The organism is Kitasatospora sp. NPDC088779, from assembly GCF_040685395.1.
GTDB lineage: Bacteria > Actinomycetota > Actinomycetes > Streptomycetales > Streptomycetaceae > Kitasatospora.
On record NZ_JBFBHW010000005.1, the window covers coordinates 97,238 to 114,484 of the forward strand.

Genomic DNA, 17,247 nt, shown 5'->3' on the forward strand with positions numbered 1-17,247 from the left:
CCCGACCAGCCCCCGTGTCCGGGGGCGAGGGGACGCGTCGTACTCTTCCAGCCCGATCGGACGCACGCGGGGAGAGTCATGGGTACGACCAGGGACCGCAGCCGGGCCACCGCGCTGAGCACTGTCCTGATCCTGGGCGTCCCCGTGGGGACGTTCGGGCTGGTGCTCGCGGGCACCTACCTCGGTGGGGCTGCCGCGTCGCTGCTCGGGCTGGTGCTGGTGGTGGCCTGGGTGGTGGGTTTGGTGCGGCTGCTGGGGCGGTGGGTGGGCTGTTGGGTGGCGCTGTTCGCCGTCGTCCTCGCGGGCGTGGCGACGGGGGCCGTGGCCATGGCGCGGGACGACGTGATCCTGCGGCTGTCCGGCGAGACGGTGACGGCCCGGGTCACCGGGGAGACGGACCGCCTCGCCGGGAAGCACCCGTCCTCGATGTACGACCTCGCGGCCGAGGACGGCACCGCGTTGCCCGGCGGCGAGTTGTCGACGGGGCTGCGCGCGCTCGCGGTCGGTGACCGGGTGACGGTCCGTTTCGATCCGGCCGGCCGCGCCGACCCGCAGCGCCCGGGGGACATCAGCCTTCCCCGGGATCTCGGGCTCGCCGTCGGGCTGACGGCCGCCCTGATGCTCGCCGTCACCTGGCTGTGCCGCGAGTCGGCCCGGCGGCGAGGCGGCGGAGCGGCCGGGCCGGTGTCCTGATCCGACCCCGGGGAGCAGGAAGTCGGCCGGGCCGACTTCCTGCTCCGGGAAAAGGATCGATCAGCCCAGCAGAGCGGGCAGTTCCGCGACCGAGCCCAGCACGTGCGTCGCTCCGTCGGCGCGCAGCCGGGCCTCGTCGTGGGCACCGGTGAGCACGCCGGCGACGACGGACGCTCCGGCCCGTACGCCGGTCAGCATGTCGTAGCCGGTGTCGCCGGCGACGGCGATCTGCCGCACCGACTCGACTCCGGTCCGCAGCAGCGCGGTGAGCGCGAGGTCCGGGTAGGGGCGGCCGCGGCCGGCCTCGGCGGGGCTGAGGGTGAGGTCGGCGACGGACTGCCAGCCGAGGGCGGTGAGGATGCGGTCCTGGGTGGCCCGGGAGAAGCCGGTGGTGAGGGCGACCTTCCGGCCCTGACCGCGCAGTTCGGCGATGGCTTCGGCGGCGCCGGGCAGGGCGGCGCAGTGCCCGGCGTCGACGAGGTCGTGGTAGGCGGCCTCGAAGGCGGTGTTGGCCCGCTGGGCCTTGTCCTCGTCCCCGAAGAGGTGCCGGAAGACGGAGATCTTGGATTCGCCCATGGTGGCGCGGACGTGTTCCAGCATGGGGCCGAAGCCCGGGCTGCCGGCCTCGACGCCGAGCGTTCGGGCGGCGGCGGTGAAGGCCTGTTCGACGAGGCCGTCGTCGGCCACGGTGGTGCCGGCCATGTCGAGGACGACCAGGCGGATATCAAAGGACATGTCAACTACCCTTACAGGTTTGCGAGTTCGGCGGTGGTTTCGGCGATGGCCGGGGAGCAGGTCATGCCGCGGCCGCCGGGGCCGGTGACGAGCCAGACGCCGTCGCGGAGTCGTTCGCGGTGGACGACCCGGGTGGTGTCGACGCACTGCGCGTACACCCCGGCCCAGCGGCGGCGGACGCGCGGCAGGGGGCGGCCGAGCAGGTCCTCGGCCACGGCGACCAGGTGGTCGTACGGGTCCTCGACGACGTCGAAGCCGAACGGCTGGTCGTACTCGTGGGTGTCGCCGATGGTGAGGCCGCCGTCGCGCCGCTGGACCATGAGCAGCTGCATCTTGTGTTCGGCGGCGACGTCGGGCTGCGGCTGGGTGTCGCGGAGGCGGTCCAGGGCGGTGCCGGCGAAGGCCGGGTAGTAGCGGAAGCTGTCGCCGTCGGCGACGGAGGTGGTGAGGGTCTCGCCGAGCGGGTCGGTCTGCATCATCTGCAGCCGGACCCTGCGTACGGGCAGCGAGGGGGCGAGTTCGCGGACGAGGCCGCCGAGCCAGGCGCCGGTGCAGAGGATGACGAGGTCACCGGTGTGGATGTCGCCGTGGTCGTCGCGGACGGCGTTCTCGCCGATCACGTCGCGGACCTCGCGGCCGGGCAGGAAGGTGTAGCGGCCGGTGGCCTGGAGGGCGGCGCGCAGCGCGGGCTGGGCGGTGCGGGGTTCGACGGCGGCGTCGCGCTCGCACCACAGGGCGCCGAGGAGTTCGCCGCGCAGGGCGGGGTTGGCGGCCCTGGTCTGGTCGGCGTCGAGCAGCCGGTAGCCGCGGGCGGCGGCGTCGGGCAGGGTGAGTGCCTGTTCGGCGACGGCGAGTTCGGCCTGGGTGCGGATCGCGGTGAGCGATCCGTTGGCGCGGAAGCCGAGGTCGGGGACCCGGGCGCCGATGCCTTCCCACAGTTCGCGGGCGCGCAGCGCGGTGTCCAGTTCCTCGCCCTGCGCGCGGCCGCTGACCCAGACCAGGCCGAAGTTGCGCACCGAGGCGCCGCGCGCCTCGGTCTCGCGCTCCAGGTGGACGACCTCGTGGCCGCGTTCGACGGCCTGCCAGGCGTGCATGGTGCCGAGCACGCCTGCTCCTACGACGATGACTCTCATGCGGCCAGGCTGGTGCGCCCAGGTGTCCTGGGGGCGTCCCGGCAGCGTCCCGCAGATGAATCACCCGAAAAGTTGTACAGACAACCCTGGGGACCGGACAGGGCCTACGGCCGCAGCACCCGCGCCCGCAGGTAGTTGCGCCGCCCGAAGTTCGGCTCGTCCACCGCCGTCAGCTCCTCCACCTGGAACCGGTACAGCGCCGCCGCCCCGCCCCCGGTGAGGAACTGCCGCCGCACCTGCTCGTCCTGTGCGAAGGACGGGTACCGCCCCTGGTAGGCGGCCAGCGCCGCCTCGGCCTGCCGCCCCCAGGCCTCGCTCGCGCCGCCGGCCAGTTGCAGGCCGCGCAGCTGCTCGCCGAAGACCGGCGGCGGCAGGAAAACGGTGGCGGCGGCCCGGGCCTCCTCGGCGAGGTGGCGGCTGTGCCGGGTGGAGCGCTCGCTGACGAAGTACAGGACGAGGTCGTCGTCGTACGCGAAGAAGGCCAGGTTGGCGTGCGGGCCGTGCTCGTGGCCGGCGGTGGCGAGGGTGAGCACCATGGCCTCGGCGAGCAGGCCCTCGACGCCCTTGTGCGGCGACTCGCCCGGCCAGTCCCCCTGCGTGATGTCGAGTCGGTACGGCATTGGCACTCCCTCCGCTGGCACGCCCGGCGCTCCCGCGCCCCGGCACGACTGAGCCGGGCGGGTTCCCCGCGAAGGGGCCCCACGCCCGGCTCACATGCTCTACCCGCCACCCCGGCCAGACAAGGGTCGGACGGGCTACGGGGAGGCTACGGAATCAGCGCTGTCGGGTCTCGCCGCCAGTGCCGCCGACACCCGCCAACAGTGCCGTCGGCACCCGCCGTTCAGTGCTGCCGCGTCCCGTACGTGGCGTGGCGGCCGGCCGTCACCGGCACCGCGCCCGGGCCGAGCAGCGGGCGCAGCGCACCCGTCCGCATCCGGTCCACCAGCGGCCCGCAGCGGCCGGCGAGCGGCGCCAGCACCACCGCGACCAGGAGGCCGACCAGCGCGCCGACGGCCACGTCGTGCGGGTAGTGCACGCCGACCCAGACCCGGGAGGCGCCCATCAGCACCGCGAAGATCCCGGCGATCCAGCCGAGCCGCCGGTCGGCGAACCAGAGTGCGGTGGCGGCGGCGAAGGCGATCACGGTGTGGTTGCTGGGGAAGGACCAGTCACCGGCGCCGGGGCAGGTCTCCAGCGAGACGCTGCCGGGGATCTGGGCGCACGGCCGGACTTCTTCGACCATGCCCTTGAGCACCGAGTTGACGCCGTACGCGACGACGACGATCACCGGCGAGGCGAGCACCTTGGCCATCACGGCCGAGTCGGCGCCGCGCGCCCGCCACCAGGCGTAGAGCATGAAGACCGCGAACAGGCCGAGGCCGAGCGCCGACCAGACCTTGATCAGCTCGTCGAGCCAGTGCGGGGCGGCTTGCGCCCACCCGTTCACCCGGGTGTAGAGGCTGCCGTCGATGCCGCTGCCGTCGTAGACGGCGAGAGCCCGGGAGGACGTCACTTGTCACCTCCGTGACGGTGCGCCTTACGGGCGCGGAACAGTTCGAGAACAATGGGGAGCACGGAGACAACTACTACCAGACCGATGATCGGGAGCAGATATCTGTCGATGCTGGGGATCGACGATCCGAGCCCGTACCCGGCGAGCACGACGCCGACGGTCCAGACGGCGCCGCCGGTCACCTGCCAGAACGTGAACGAGCGGGCCGGCACTTCGAGCACGCCGCAGAGCGGGTTCAGCACCGTTCGGACCACCGGGATGAAGCGGGCGAGCACGATCGCCTTGCCGTGGCCGTACTTGCCCAGCAGTTCCTCGGCCCGCTCGACGCCCTCCAGCAGGCTCTTGCGCTCGGTGCGGCGCAGCAGCGCGCGGCCGCCGCGCTTGCCGATCAGGTAGCCGACCTGGGCGCCTGCCAGCGCGCCGACCAGGGCGGCGGGCAGCACCTGGTAGAGCTCCAGCTGCGGGCCCCTGGTGGCGCCGGGCACGCACAGCAGCCCCGCGGTGAACAGCAGCGAGTCTCCGGGCAGGAAGAAGCCCACCAGCAGGCCGGTCTCGGCGAAGAGCACGACGGCGATGCCGAGTGCGCCGAAGGCGGCGAGCAGCGAGGACGCGTCCAGCGGGTTCACCGCGAGGTGAGCGGCCGGATCGGCGAGGAACTGAAGCAAGGCTGGCGGACCTCCCGTACGTTGGGGGGCGGTTCACAGCGGAACCCGCCCCGACCGTCTACAGTGACGTAGACGGTCTACATGACTGTAGACGAAACCTGGAGGAAGCGCCGCCATGTCCGACGTACCGTCCGCCCGCCGGCCCGCCGGGGAGCTGGAGGCCGAGGTGCTGGCCGCGCTCTGGTCGGCCCGGCAGCCGATGACCCCGCAGGACGTCCAGTCGGCACTCGGCGGGGACCTCGCCCGCACCACCATCGCCACGATCCTCGCCCGCCTCCACGACAAGGGCACCGTGGAGCGCACCCGGGCCGGCCGCGCCTACGCGTACACCCCGACCGTCCAGGACACCGCGGGCCTCGCCGCCCGCCGGATGCACACCGAGCTCGGCCGCGAGGCCGACCGCTCCACCGTGCTCGCCCGCTTCGTCTCCGACCTCTCCGCCGAGGACGAGCAGCTGCTGCGCGACCTGCTCGGCGACGGCGCCCCGGGTCTCGACTCCACCCCGGGCATCGCCCCCGCCCCCGGCCACCGCACCTCCGGCCACGGCACCCCCGGGGCGGCCGGATCGTGATGATCGCCGTCTGGGCCCCGCTGCTGCTGCCGTTCCTGGCCGCCCCGCTGGCCCGCCGCCTCGCCGACGCGCTGCCGCCCCGGGCCGCCGCCTGGATGCTCGCCGGGACGTCCGCCGTGCTGGCCGGCGGCACCCTCTGCTCGCTCGGCCTGCTCGCCGCCGCCGGGCTGCTCCAGCTACCGCCGGTCGCCGCGATCGGCCACCTGTCGCTGCCCTGGCTCACCGCCGCCGCACCCGACGCGCCGGTGGCGGCCGCCGCGGCCGGTCTGGTGCTCGCCGCGCTGACCGCCCGGGCCGTCCGCACCGCCCGCCGCCACCGGCTGGAACTGCGCGAGGCCCGGGCCGCCCTCCCGGCCTGCCCCGCGCCGGACTGCCCCACGCCGACCGAGGGCCGGCATCCGGACACACGCCCCGGGCACGTCACCATGCGCCGGGCACGCACCCCGCAGGCCGTCCTGGCCGGCGCCCGCGCCCTGCTCCAGCCGAGCGAGCACCCGCTCGCCGTCCTCGACGACGAGCGCGCCGACGCCTTCGCCCTGCCGGGGCGCCTGCCCCTCCCCGGCCGGCCCGGCGAGCCCGGCCGGATCGTGGTCACCTCCGGCATGCTGCGCATCCTCACCGGGCCCGAGCGGGCCGCCCTGCTCGCCCACGAGCGCGCCCACCTGACCGCCCGCCACCACGTCTTCCTCGCCCTCGCCGAGCACGCCGCCGACCTCCACCCGGCGCTGCGGCCGCTGCGCGCGCCCCTCGGGTACCACCTGGAGCGCTGGGCCGACGAGGTGGCGGCCGCCCGGGTCGGCGACCGCGCCGTGACCGCCCGCGCGGTCGGCCGGGCCGCCCTGGCCGCCAGCCGCTCCCCCTGGCCGGCCCGGCCCCGGCTCGTCCCCGCCGCCCACTCCGGGCCGGTCCCGCGCCGGGTCGCCGCCCTGCTCCAGCCCCGCCCGGCGACCACCGCCACCGGCACCCGCCTGCGCGCGGTCGCGATCGCGCTGGCCGCCTGCCTGGCGCTGAGCACCGCCGCCTCCCTGGAGGCCACCGCCGACCTGCACCACACCGTCGAGGCGGCCCAGCGCGGCACCGGCGCGGAACGCTGACCGCTGACCGCTGACCGCTGACCGCTGACCGCTGACCGCTGACCGCTGACCGCTGACCGCGGCACGATCCACCGAGCCCGCACCAGGCCTACGCAAGGCCCTCACCAGGTCCCGTGCCAGGCCTCGCACCAGGCCCGCGCCGGGCTCACACCAGGCCCGCACCAGGACCCCCGCTAGTCATCACACCCCGGCATGTCCACGGTCATACCGTCCGGTATGCCGAGTTGGCAGACCCCGTCCCCAGACACTCACCGCCCCCGTACGCTTTCGTCAGCGCGTCGACCCCGGCGCGGCCTCGAACGGCGGCGAGGAGCAACGCGAGTGCGGCAGACCGGACGGCAGTCCCGACGACCAGAACGCCGCACCGCGCCGAGCACGGCCGAGCTGGCCAGGGTCCACGACCGCACCCTCGCCGAAGCCGCCGCCCGCGAACTCGCCCAGCCCCCCTACCCCGACCCCGGCTCCCCCGGCCTGCTCGAACCCCGCCCCGAGATCGGCGACTCCTGGGCCCGGCTGCGCCGCCTCGGGCTCGACCCCGACGCCGGTGCCGCCGCCGTCCACCTCGGCCCCGCCGAGATCGAGCAGCGCCGCCGCACCAGCGGCCTGGACGCGGTCCTGCCGGTGCTGCGCGACACCCTGCTCCAGCCGGTCGGCCAGAGCCCGCTGATCCTCGCCATCGCCGACGCCGACGGCCACGTGCTCTGGCAGGAGGGCGAGCGCGCCCTGCGCCGCAGCGCCGACCGGATCGGCTTCCTCACCGGCGCCCGCTGGATCGAGGAGAGCGTCGGCACCAACGGCATCGCCGTCGCACTGCGCGCCCAGCGCCCGATGCACGTCCACTCCGCCGAGCACTACCTGCGCAGCCACCACTCCTGGACCTGCGTGGCCGCCCCCGTGCACGACCCGGGCACCGGGCGGCTGGTCGGCGCGATCAACCTCAGCGGCCCGGCCCGCAACGTCCGCCCGTACCTGCTGCAGCTCACCGCCACCGCCGCCCGGCTCGCCGAGACCGAGCTGCGCGCCCACCGGCTGGAGGCGCTGCACCAACTGCGCACCCTGGCCGCGCCGGTGCTCGCCCGGGTGGCCGGCCCGGCCCTGGTGGTGGACTCCGCCGGGTGGACCGCCGCCGCGGCCGGGCTGCCGCCGCCCGGCCGGCTGCGGGTGCCGGTCGGCGGCTGGGGGACCGCCGCCGTGCACTGGGTGCCGGGCCTCGGCGAGTGCGCCCTGGAACCGCTCGCGGACGGCTGGCTGGTGCGACCGGTCCGGCCACCCGAGGCGGACGGCTCCGGCACGGTGACGGCCGAACAGGCCGAGCAGGCCGAGGGCGCCCGCCTCCGGCTCGACCTGCGCCGCCAGGACCGCCCGGAGCTGACCGTCCGGGGCGCGGCCGGCAGCTGGTCGCACCCGCTCAGCCCGCGCCACGCCGAACTGCTGCTCCTGCTCGCCACCGGACGCGAGGGCAGCACGGCCGCGCAGCTCGCGGAGGCGCTGTTCGGCGACCCGGGCCGGACGGTGACGGTCCGCGCCGAGTTGTCCCGGCTGCGCCGCTACCTGGGCGGCCTGCTGGCCCACCGGCCGTACCGCATCGCCGAGTCGGTGCTGGTCACGGTGGACGGGCCGGACGACCCGTACGACCTGCTGCCGGCCTCCTCGGCCCCGGCCGTCCGGCGGCTGCGGGCCGGGCTGGCCACGGGGACGGTCCGGCTGCCGGGCACGGCGCCCGTCCCGCCGCCGCGCGGGCCCGCCGGCGCCCCGACCGGGCCTCAGCCGCCGGCGAGCAGCGCGGCCAGCTGGGCGTCGGTCGGGCCGCAGGCGCGCTCCGCATCGGCGGAGACCAGCGCGTAGGTACGGTCCAGCCACGCCCGCACCCGGGGCTTGGAGGCCTCCAGCAGGGCGCTGCCGTGCGGTGATTCGAGCGCCAGGTGCAGCGTCGAGCCGTGGCACGGGCAGTACGCCGGCCACAGCTTGACGTCGCCCTGGCCGCTCAGCGTCTGGAGACCGTCGCGCAGCAGCTCGCGCGAGAACACCCAGTCGGCCTCGTCCGGCCGCCCCAGATGGAAGGTCAGCAGCACCTCGTACGGGCGCGCGGCCTCGAACCGGAACCGGGTGCGCACCTCGCCGACCACCTCCTCGCCCAGCGAGATCCGCAGCATCAGCACCTCCTCCACCGCCGCCGGAGCGGCGGTGGAGCCGTCCCCATCGCCGCCCGTGGGGGTGGCGGCGAGGGGTGCACTGGAGGCTGCGGACAGCGGGTCGGGCGGCATGACGGTCTCTCCGGGACGGCGTGGGATGACCTCAGCCTGAGCCACTTCCGGCCGGGCGGGCAAGGGTTGCAAGGAGGTTGCATCGATCCCCGTCCGGGCGGGCCCGACCGCCCTCACCGACTTATCAGATGGATCGTCAACTTCCTTCTGTCGAACGGGTGTCCACGAAACGGATCAAAACCGTCCAGGCCGCGACGAGCCGCTGGTACGCTCTCCCCCTCCCGGCGCGGGCCCCACCCGGACCCCGGCCGACCGACCCCGGGCGGCCGATGCCGGCCCGGTGGCAGCGCATGGGAGAATACCGCGACCGCGACGGCGACTTCGGGGAGGGAGGGGTCCGGTGGCTGCGCGCGAGGACACTGCGCGGGACGTTCGGCACGAACCCGAACGGCACGGCCGGCACGGGCGGCCACGCCCGTTCGGCGGCCGGTTCCGGCTGCCCACCCTGCGCTTCTCCGGTGCCGCGATGGCGATGTCCACCGTCGTCGGCATCAGCATCGCCACCACCCTCCTGCTCAACGAGCAGCAGGGCGTGGGCCGGCGGGCCGGGGTCGCGCGCGTCGGCACCACCCCGCCGCCCACCCCCGCCGCGGGCGACCAGGCCGAGGCCGCCGCCGACCGGGCCCCGACCGCGCCGAACCCCACCGCGCCGAACCCCACCGACCTCCCGGCCACCGGCCGACCGCCCGCACCGAGCCCCTCGGCGCACCGCCCGGGGGCGGCGGAGGGCACGGCCGCCGGAGCTGCCTCGCCCAGCGCCTCGCCCAGCGCGCCCGGCACCCGGTCGGCACCCCCGGAACCCGCCGGCGGACAGGCCGCGGCCGAACCCATGGCCGACCACGGCCCCGGCACCCGGCCGGCCAGCACCGGCGAGCCCGCCACGCCGGCCGACGCCGCCGCGCCCTCGCCGTCGGCCCAGCCCGTCGCGCCCGCCGCCGAGCAGCCGGCCGACCCCTCTTCGCCCTCCCCCTCGCCGACCACGCCGCACGCGCCCGGACCCCGCCCGGCCGCCCCGGCGCAGCCCGCACCGCCGCCGCCCGGCGCGGTTGCCCCGGGCACCGACGGCCCGACCGCCGGCACCCCTGACCCGGACACCGACCCGGGCACCGACCAGGCCCTGACCGGCGTCGCCACGGTCACACCGCTCGGCCGGGACGGCCTCCGGCACCAGCTCGACCTCACCGCCACCGAGCCGCTCACCGCATTTCAGGCCGAATTCCGCCTCACCCCGGGCGAGTTGGCACCCGGAAGCGGCGCCGCCTGGACCGACCTGCCCGGCGCGGTCGTCACCGCCCAACAGGAGCGCGGCACCCTCGTCTACCGCTTCACCACCCCGGCCGGCATCGACGTCCCGCCCGGCCACTACGCCTTCGGCGTGCGCGGCACCCGCCCCGCCGCCGAACCCCCGGGGCCCACCGGCCCGTCCGGCCCGTCCCTCCCGTCCGGCCCCTCGCTCCCGTCCGGTTGGCCCGCTTCGTCCGGCCCGGTCCGCAAGGTCGCCGCGGCGGAGAGCTGGAGCGCCGCCGCCTTCGGCATCGACCGGCCCCGGGCGGTCGCCGCGCTCGGCGCCTTCGGCCCGGTCGCACCACAGCCGGCCGCGCCGCAGCCGGTCACACCGCGGCCCGCCGCGCCCGAGGCACCCGGGCTCCCGCCGCGCCCCGGCACGCCGACGGCCTTCACGCCCCGCTGACCTCCGGCCGCGCCGTCCCGCCGGCTTGCCACCTCGCAGCCTCGCCACCTCGCCGGGGTCTGCCGCCCACCCCCGTCGTCCGGCCGTACCGTCCGACGATCCGACAGGTCACCGCCCCGGACGGGCTCATCCCGACGCGCCCGTTCGTTACTGTGGGCAGCACCCGGCCCGGCGGTCCCAGCGGCCCCGGCCGGCCGCCGTTCCGCATCCGAGGAGGAGTCCGTGTCCACCGTCCTGACCCAAGGCGGCAACGCCCCGCTGACCGCCGCGCGGGTGACTGTCGAGGTCACCGCGCCCAAGGCGCTGGACGTCTCCGGCCTGCTGCTGACCGACGCCGGAAAGGTGCGCTCGGACGACGACTTCGTCTTCTTCAACGCCCCGCACGGCCCCGGCGTCAGCCACCGCCCGGCCGCCGCCGGAGCGCCGGACGCGATCACCGTCGACACCCTGGCCGTCCCGGCCGGCATCACCAAGATCGTGGTGACCGCCAGCCCCGCCGACCAGTCCTCCACCTTCGCCGGGATGGAGCCGACCGCCACCGTCCGCGACGCCGACACCGGGCAGGCCCTGGTGACCTTCACCCCGCCTCAGCTGGGCCAGGAGACCGCGCTCATCGTGGTCGAGGTCTACCAGCGCGGCGGCGCCTGGAAGGTGCGCGCGGTCGGCCAGGGCTACGCCAACGGCCTGGCGGGCATCGCCACCGACTTCGGCGTCTCCGTCGACGACTCCCCGGCCGCGGCCCCGGCCGCCCAGGCCCAGGCCCCGGCCCCCGCCACTCCCCCCGCGGCCCCGCCCACCCCTCCGGCCGCTCCCCCGGCTCACCCGGCTCCCCCCGTCGACCCGCGGATCGCCCTCGCCGCCACCCCGCCCGCGCCCCCCGTGCCCCCGGTCGCCCCGCCGGCCCCGGCCGCCCCCGCCAAGGTCACCCTGGACAAGGGCCGGGTCAACCTGGTCAAGGGCAGTTCGGTCTCCCTGGTGAAGAACGGCCGCCCGTTCCTCTCCTCGGTCCGGATGGCGCTCGGCTGGGAGCCCGCCGGCCGCGGCCGCAGCGTCGACCTGGACGCCTCCTGCCTCGCCTTCGACGCCCGGCGCAAGAAGCTGGAGACGGCCTGGTTCATGAAGCTGACCGTCTTCAAGGGCGCGATCGCCCACTCCGGCGACAACCTCACCGGCGGCGGAGCCGGCGACGACGAGTCGATCACCGTCCATCTGGACGGCCTGCCGGCCGAGGTCACCGGCCTGGTCTTCGTCGTCAACTCCTTCTCCGGCCAGCGGTTCACCGAGGTCAAGAACGCCTACTGCCGCCTGCTGGACGCCCGGACGGAGGAGGAGCTGGTCCGCTTCGACCTCACCCACTCCGAGCCGCACACGGGCGTGGTGATGTGCAAGCTGGTCCGGCAGTCGTCCGGCGAGTGGGTGATGACCGCGCTCGGCGAGTACGTCGACGCCAAGACCGCCCGGGCGATGGTCGATCCGTCCGCCGCCCTGCTCTGAACCGTCTCGCCCCCGCCCCGCCCCACCCCTCACCGCCCCACCCTGACGCCCAGGGCCGATCGGCCCAATGTCATGGCCGCACACGCGAATTCACCCTCCTGAGGGATCAAGTCGTCCACCCGCCGACTCGATTTACCTCTAGGGGGGTGAATCGCGCTCTCCCGCGCACTCGTTGAGGGAGAGACCGTGCCACGCTTCCTGTCCCGCCTCGCCGTCGCCGGCACCGCCGTCGCGCTCACCGCCGGCCTGATCACCCCGTCCGCCGCCCAGGCCGCCGCCGAGCCGTCCGGCCGCGTCCGGACGCTCGCCTGGGCCGCGCTCGGCGACTCCTACACGGCCGGCTTCGTCGAGGCCGCCGGCGCCGAGACCGAACCCCGCGACGGCTGCGCCCGCACCACCGGCTCCTACCCCGAGCTGATCCGCCGCGGCCTCGGCCCCCTGGTCGAACTGCGCAACGTCAGCTGTTCCGGCGCCACCGTCAAGGACGTCTACCAGACCAAGGAGGCCCCGCCCGGCCGCCCGCTCCCGCCGCTCGGGACCAACCCCGGCGCCCCCTTCCCACCGGTCCCGTCGCAGATCGACGCCGTCTCCCCGAGCGCCGACGTGATCACCGTCGAGATCGGCGGCAACACCCTCGGCTTCGCCGAGATCCTCAAGGGCTGCATCGAACTCGGCGCCGCGGTCCTCGGCCAGGGCACGCCCTGCAAGGACAAGTTCGACGCGAGCCTGCCCGACCGCTTCGACCAACTGCGCGGCGACTTCGACCAGATGCTCGGCGCCCTGCACGCCAAGGCCCCGTCCGCGCGACTGCTGGCCGTCGGCTACCCCCACCTCGTCCCCGAGGACGCCACCCGCTGCACCTACGGCGACCTGGAGCAGTTCGCCACCTTCACCACCGGCGACCTCGCCTGGGCGCGGACGGCCGTCCTGGAGCCGCTCAACGCGATCATCGCCCAGCGGACCGCCGCCCGCGGCGACACCTTCGTCGACCTCTACCCCTCCACCACCGGCCACAGCGTGTGCGACCAGGACCACTGGCTGGACGGCGTGCTGACCAGCATCATCCCGCTGCGTTACGCCCTGGTGCACCCCAACGCCAAGGGCCAGGCCCACGCGGCCGCCCTGGTCGAGGACGCCGTCCTGAACTGACCGGCCGCACCGGAAGCGGCCGAACCCGGAAGCGGCCGAACCGGAAGCAGCCGCGCCGGAAACGCCCGCGCATCGAGAACCGATCGAAAACCAGTGGCAGGCCCTCCCGTCGCGGATCATGCTGAGCGGATGCTCATCCGCGAAGCCACCCCCGAGGACTGGCCTGCCGTCTGGCCCTTCTTCCACACCGTCATCGCCGCCGGTGAGACGTTCCCCTACCCCCTCGACCTCTCCTCCGACCTCGGCCGGGAGTGGTGGATGCTCGCCGCACCCCATCGCACGGTGGTCGCGGTGGACGAGGCCGGCACGGTCGTCGGCACCGCCAACATGACCCGTAACCGCCCCGGCAACGGCGCGCACGTGGCCAGCGCCAGCTACCTGGTCGACCCGGCGCACCACGGCCGCGGCATCGGGCGGGCCCTGGTCGAGTACACCCTCGACTGGGCTCGCGCCAACGGCTACCGCGCCATGCAGTTCAATGCCGTGGTCGCCAACAACCACCACGCCGTGAAGCTCTACCGGTCCCTCGGCTTCGACATCGTCGGCACCGTCCCCGAGGCCTTCCACCACCCCGTCGACGGATACGTCGGCCTGCACGTCATGCACCGGGCACTGTAAGGGAGTTCGCTACTCCTCGATCGCCCCGCCGACCCGCCGCAGGTGCTGCCGGAAGCTGTACGACGGGTCGGCGGCGCGGCGCTCCAGGTACTCGTCGAAGGCGGTCTGCCGGCGCAGCGTGTCGCCGGAGGCGATCCGCCCGGCCTGCGCGCGCTCGGTCCCGGCGATCCCGGCGGCCGTATCCAGCACCTCCCCGGCCCGGTCGGCCGGGACGAACAGCACCCCGTCCGCGTCGCCGAACACCACGTCCCCGGCGCTCACCAGGTGCGGCCCGACCCGCGCCGCCACCGCCGCCACCCCCACCGGCGCCGCCCTGAGCCCCACCCCCAACCGCACACACGCATCCGCCACCAACGGCGTCGACAACCCCGCGAACTCCTTCAGCATCCCCAACTCCTCTTACCAAAAGCCCAGTTCACGCTGCCTCGATCCTAATCCGGGGTTCCGCCTCACCCCATTGAGTGATCGTCATCCATCCACCCGACGTGCCACTCCGAGCTCACCTATTCTGTTGGCGCGTCCAACCAATCGACCGCGAGCGGGCCCAGGTCAGCCTCTTCAGCAATCCCCACCGCGACGAGTACACCGAGGTGCACCTGGCAGCCTTCGGCGAACCGCTCGCCCTCCCCGCCCCGTTCGAGTTCGAGTTGGACACCAAGGACTTCCTCTAGAAGTCCCGGGAACGCGACAAACGGCCCGCACCCCCCTTCCACCGGGGGTGCGGGCCGTCGTCGTGCGGGTGCGCGCGGGTCAGCCGCGGGTGGCCATGGCGCGCAGGAAGAAGGTGAGGTTGGCCGGGCGCTCGGCGAGGCGGCGCATGAAGTAGCCGTACCACTCCTGGCCGTAGGGCAGGTACACGCGCATGGTGTTGCCCTCGCCGGCGAGGCGCAGCTGCTCCTCGGGGCGGATGCCGAACAGCATCTGGTACTCGAAGGAGTCGCGCTTGCGGCCGTTCCACTGGGCGAGCTGGCCGGCGATCTTGATCATGTTGGGGTCGTGCGAGGCGATCATCGGGTAGCCCTCGCCGGCCATCAGGACCTTGAGCGCGCGGACGTACGCGAGGTCGACCTCGTGCTTGCCCTGGAAGGCGACCGACTCGGGCTCCTTGTAGGCGCCCTTGCACAGGCGCACGCGCGAGCCGGGGCCGGAGAACTCGCGGCAGTCGGCCTCGGTGCGGCGCAGGTAGGCCTGGAGCACGACGCCCAGCCAGGGGAAGTCCGCCCGCAGCTCGCGCGCGATGCCGAGGGTGGAGTCGGTGGTGGTGTGATCCTCCATGTCGAGGGTCACCGTGGTGCCGGCGTCGGCGGCGGCCTCGCAGATGCGGCGGGCGTTCTCCAGCGCGATCTTCTCGCCGTCCACCGGGAGGAACTGGCCGACGGCCGACAGCTTGACCGACACCTCGGCGCCGGCCGCGAGGCCGGTCTCCTTGAGCGCCTTGAGCAGGTGCTCGTAGGCCTCGGCGGTGCCGGCGGCCTGGGCGGCGTCCTGGGTGTCCTCGCCGAGGTGGTCCAGGGTGACCTTGCGGCCGGTGGCGATCAGGTCGTCGGTCGCGGTGACGGCGTCGTCGAGGACGTCACCGGCGACGAAGCGCTCGACTATCGCGTGGGTCGGCGGGAACTTCTCGACCACGGTGCGGACCTGCGGCGACCGGGAGGCCGCGAGAAGGGCGGAACGGAGCATCGTGACTCCTGGAGCTGGTGCTTCTAAGGGTGGCAGAAGGGGGGCCGGGGCGGCGGGCGGCGGGTATGTGACACCGCCGCCCCGGCGGGCGGCGCCCGGCTGCGGGGCCGGGCGTCGCGGGTGACCGAGTGGTCAGGCGACCGGAGTGGTCAGGTGACCGGCGCGGCCACGTGACCTGGACGGTCAGGCGACCGGAACGGTCGGGAGGGGCACTCAGCCCATGTGCGGGTAGCGGTAGTCCGTCGGCGGGACGAAGGTCTCCTTGACCGAGCGGGTCGAGGTCCACCGCGCCAGGTTCTGCTTGGCACCGGCCTTGTCGTTGGTGCCGGAGGCCCGGCCGCCGCCGAAGGGCTGCTGGCCGACGACGGCGCCGGTCGGCTTGTCGTTGATGTAGAAGTTGCCGGCCGCGAAGCGCAGCTTGTGCATGGCGTCCTGGGCGGCCGCGCGGTCCTGGGCGATGATCGCGCCGGTCAGGCCGTAGGCGGAGGCCGACTCCATCTGGGCCAGCATCTCGTCGTACTTGTCGTCCTGGTAGACGTGCACGGCGAGGATCGGGCCGAAGTACTCCTCGCGGAAGTACTCGGACGCCGGGTCCTCGCAGACCAGGACGGTCGGGCGGACGAAGTAGCCGACCGAGTCGTCGTAGGTGCCGCCGGCCAGGACCTCGACCGCGGGGTCGGCCTGGGCGCGGTCGATGGCGGCCTTGTTCTTGGCGAAGGCACGGTCGTCGATGACGGCGGACATGAAGTTCGCCAGGTCGGTGACGTCGCCCATGGTGAGGCCCTCGACCTCGGCGGCGAACTCGTCCTTGAGACCGGCCCAGATCGAAGCCGGGACGTAGGCGCGGGAGAGCGCCGAGCACTTCTGGCCCTGGAACTCGAAGGCGCCGCGGGTCATCGCGGTCTTCAGCACGGCCGGGTCGGCGGACGGGTGGGCGACCAGGAAGTCCTTGCCGCCGGTCTCGCCGACGATCCGCGGGTAGGTGCGGTAGCCGGCGATGTTCTCGCCGACGGAGCGCCACAGGTGCTGGAAGGTGGCGGTGGAGCCGGTGAAGTGGATGCCGGCCAGCGCCGGGTGCTTGAGCGCCACGGCGGAGACGTCCAGGCCGTCGCCGGTCACCATGTTGATGACGCCCTTGGGCAGGCCGGCCTCCTCCAGCAGCTGCATCAGCAGGTGCGCGGAGTACTGCTGGGTCGGGGACGGCTTCCAGAGCACCACGTTGCCCATCAGCGCGGGCGCGGTCGGCAGGTTGCCGGCGATCGCGGTGAAGTTGAACGGGGTGATCGCGTAGACGAAGCCCTCCAGCGGGCGGTGGTCGCTGCGGTTCCACACGCCGTCCGAGGAGATCGGCTGCTCGGCCATGATCTGGCGGGCGAAGTGCACGTTGAAGCGCAGGAAGTCGACCAGCTCGCAGGGCGTGTCGATCTCGGCCTGCTGGGCGGTCTTGGACTGGCCGAGCATGGTGGCGGCGGCCAGGGTCTCGCGCCAGGGGCCGGCCAGCAGGTCGGCGGCCTTGAGGAAGATCGCGGCGCGGGAGTCGAAGGAGAGCGCCTGCCAGGCCGGGGCCGCGGCCAGGGCAGTGTCGATGGCCTCCTGCGCGTCGGCCTGGGTGGCGTTGCGCAGGGTGCCGAGCCTCGCCGCGTGGTTGTGCGGCTGGACGACGTGGATCTCGGCGCCGCCGCCCATGCGGCGCTCACCGTTGATCGTCATGGTCAGCTGGACCGGCTCCTGGCCGCCCAGCTCCTTCAGCTTGGCCTCCAGACGGGCCCGTTCCGGGCTGCCCGGGGCGTAGCTGTGGACCGGCTCGTTCACCGGCGCGGGGACCTGGGTCACAGCGTCCATAGAGCGCACGCTCTCCTTCGTTGATGCGGGGGGATGCCGGCGCGGGTCGCACGTCGGCCACAGCACGAACGCTATTCCTGCCCCTGGGGCCACTTGATTGGCCGGA

Annotated in this window: 18 protein-coding genes; 9 read left to right on the forward strand and 9 right to left on the reverse strand. The window is 74.6% G+C overall.

Annotated elements, in window-relative coordinates; translation table 11 throughout:
- Window positions 1-78 precede the first annotated feature (78 nt).
- On the forward strand, window positions 79-693 hold the full coding sequence (locus tag AB0P03_RS06065) for a hypothetical protein (protein ID WP_363627934.1): 615 nt from the start codon (window positions 79-81) through the stop codon (window positions 691-693).
- 60 nt (window positions 694-753) lie between these two features.
- Here the strand turns inward: AB0P03_RS06065 and AB0P03_RS06070 are convergent, their stop codons facing one another.
- From AB0P03_RS06070 to AB0P03_RS06090, 5 genes are all read right to left on the reverse strand, one after another.
- Window positions 754-1,428 (reverse strand): phosphonatase-like hydrolase, encoded by a 675-nt coding sequence (locus AB0P03_RS06070; protein WP_363627935.1) that lies wholly within the window; start codon window positions 1,426-1,428, stop codon window positions 754-756.
- Between the two features lie 11 nt (window positions 1,429-1,439).
- Complete coding sequence (locus tag AB0P03_RS06075) at window positions 1,440-2,561, reverse strand: TIGR03364 family FAD-dependent oxidoreductase (protein ID WP_363580509.1); 1,122 nt, start codon at window positions 2,559-2,561, stop codon at window positions 1,440-1,442.
- A gap of 104 nt (window positions 2,562-2,665) precedes the next feature.
- Window positions 2,666-3,181, reverse strand: a complete 516-nt coding sequence (locus AB0P03_RS06080) for a pyridoxamine 5'-phosphate oxidase family protein (protein ID WP_363580507.1) — start codon at window positions 3,179-3,181, stop codon at window positions 2,666-2,668.
- Between the two features lie 221 nt (window positions 3,182-3,402).
- On the reverse strand, window positions 3,403-4,074 hold the full coding sequence (locus AB0P03_RS06085) for a phosphatase PAP2 family protein (RefSeq protein WP_363580505.1): 672 nt from the start codon (window positions 4,072-4,074) through the stop codon (window positions 3,403-3,405).
- The gene (locus tag AB0P03_RS06090) at window positions 4,071-4,739 is read right to left on the reverse strand and encodes a DedA family protein (RefSeq protein ID WP_363580503.1); all 669 of its coding nucleotides are present in this window, start codon (window positions 4,737-4,739) and stop codon (window positions 4,071-4,073) included. Before AB0P03_RS06090 ends, AB0P03_RS06085 begins: the two co-directional genes overlap by 4 nt.
- Window positions 4,740-4,854: 115 nt before the next feature.
- Between AB0P03_RS06090 and AB0P03_RS06095 the strand changes: the two genes are divergently transcribed.
- The 3 genes from AB0P03_RS06095 (at window position 4,855) to AB0P03_RS06105 (ending at window position 8,249) form a co-directional block, all read left to right on the forward strand.
- A complete protein-coding gene (locus tag AB0P03_RS06095) occupies window positions 4,855-5,310 on the forward strand; it encodes a BlaI/MecI/CopY family transcriptional regulator (RefSeq protein ID WP_363580501.1) in 456 nt (151 codons plus the stop codon).
- Complete coding sequence (locus tag AB0P03_RS06100) at window positions 5,310-6,404, forward strand: M56 family metallopeptidase (protein ID WP_363627936.1); 1,095 nt, start codon at window positions 5,310-5,312, stop codon at window positions 6,402-6,404. Before AB0P03_RS06095 ends, AB0P03_RS06100 begins: the two co-directional genes overlap by 1 nt.
- A gap of 321 nt (window positions 6,405-6,725) precedes the next feature.
- Entirely contained in the window at window positions 6,726-8,249 is a 1,524-nt protein-coding gene (locus tag AB0P03_RS06105; protein ID WP_363627937.1) for a GAF domain-containing protein, read from the forward strand.
- On the opposite strand, the gene AB0P03_RS06110 is transcribed toward AB0P03_RS06105, so the two are convergent.
- A complete protein-coding gene (locus AB0P03_RS06110; RefSeq protein ID WP_363627938.1) occupies window positions 8,168-8,668 on the reverse strand; it encodes an SsgA family sporulation/cell division regulator in 501 nt (166 codons plus the stop codon). The genes AB0P03_RS06105 and AB0P03_RS06110 overlap by 82 nt on opposite strands.
- Window positions 8,669-9,008: 340 nt before the next feature.
- On the opposite strand from AB0P03_RS06110, the gene AB0P03_RS06115 reads away from it, so the two are divergent.
- The 4 genes from AB0P03_RS06115 to AB0P03_RS06130 all read left to right on the forward strand — a co-directional run bounded on the left by AB0P03_RS06115 (window position 9,009) and on the right by AB0P03_RS06130 (window position 13,619).
- Window positions 9,009-10,358, forward strand: a complete 1,350-nt coding sequence (locus AB0P03_RS06115; RefSeq protein WP_363627939.1) for a hypothetical protein — start codon at window positions 9,009-9,011, stop codon at window positions 10,356-10,358.
- Between the two features lie 222 nt (window positions 10,359-10,580).
- Window positions 10,581-11,852, forward strand: coding sequence for a TerD family protein (locus tag AB0P03_RS06120; RefSeq protein ID WP_363627940.1), 1,272 nt, complete (start codon window positions 10,581-10,583; stop codon window positions 11,850-11,852).
- Between the two features lie 186 nt (window positions 11,853-12,038).
- Entirely contained in the window at window positions 12,039-13,001 is a 963-nt protein-coding gene (locus tag AB0P03_RS06125) for an SGNH/GDSL hydrolase family protein (RefSeq protein ID WP_363627941.1), read from the forward strand.
- Between the two features lie 129 nt (window positions 13,002-13,130).
- Window positions 13,131-13,619 (forward strand): GNAT family N-acetyltransferase, encoded by a 489-nt coding sequence (locus AB0P03_RS06130; RefSeq protein WP_363627942.1) that lies wholly within the window; start codon window positions 13,131-13,133, stop codon window positions 13,617-13,619.
- Between the two features lie 9 nt (window positions 13,620-13,628).
- Here AB0P03_RS06130 and AB0P03_RS06135 read toward each other — a convergent pair whose 3' ends face one another.
- Window positions 13,629-14,006 carry a hypothetical protein gene (locus AB0P03_RS06135; RefSeq protein WP_363580487.1) on the reverse strand — a complete coding sequence of 126 codons (378 nt, stop codon included), beginning with the start codon at window positions 14,004-14,006 and terminating at the stop codon, window positions 13,629-13,631.
- A 98-nt stretch (window positions 14,007-14,104) separates the two neighbouring features.
- On the opposite strand from AB0P03_RS06135, the gene AB0P03_RS06140 reads away from it, so the two are divergent.
- On the forward strand, window positions 14,105-14,290 hold the full coding sequence (locus AB0P03_RS06140) for a hypothetical protein (protein ID WP_363580485.1): 186 nt from the start codon (window positions 14,105-14,107) through the stop codon (window positions 14,288-14,290).
- Window positions 14,291-14,369: 79 nt separating this feature from the next.
- Here the strand turns inward: AB0P03_RS06140 and AB0P03_RS06145 are convergent, their stop codons facing one another.
- Window positions 14,370-15,299: a proline dehydrogenase family protein gene (locus AB0P03_RS06145; RefSeq protein ID WP_363580483.1), complete on the reverse strand. Its 930-nt coding sequence runs from the start codon at window positions 15,297-15,299 to the stop codon at window positions 14,370-14,372.
- 213 nt (window positions 15,300-15,512) lie between these two features.
- The gene (gene pruA, locus AB0P03_RS06150) at window positions 15,513-17,141 is read right to left on the reverse strand and encodes an L-glutamate gamma-semialdehyde dehydrogenase (RefSeq protein WP_363580481.1); all 1,629 of its coding nucleotides are present in this window, start codon (window positions 17,139-17,141) and stop codon (window positions 15,513-15,515) included.
- Window positions 17,142-17,247 lie beyond the last annotated feature (106 nt).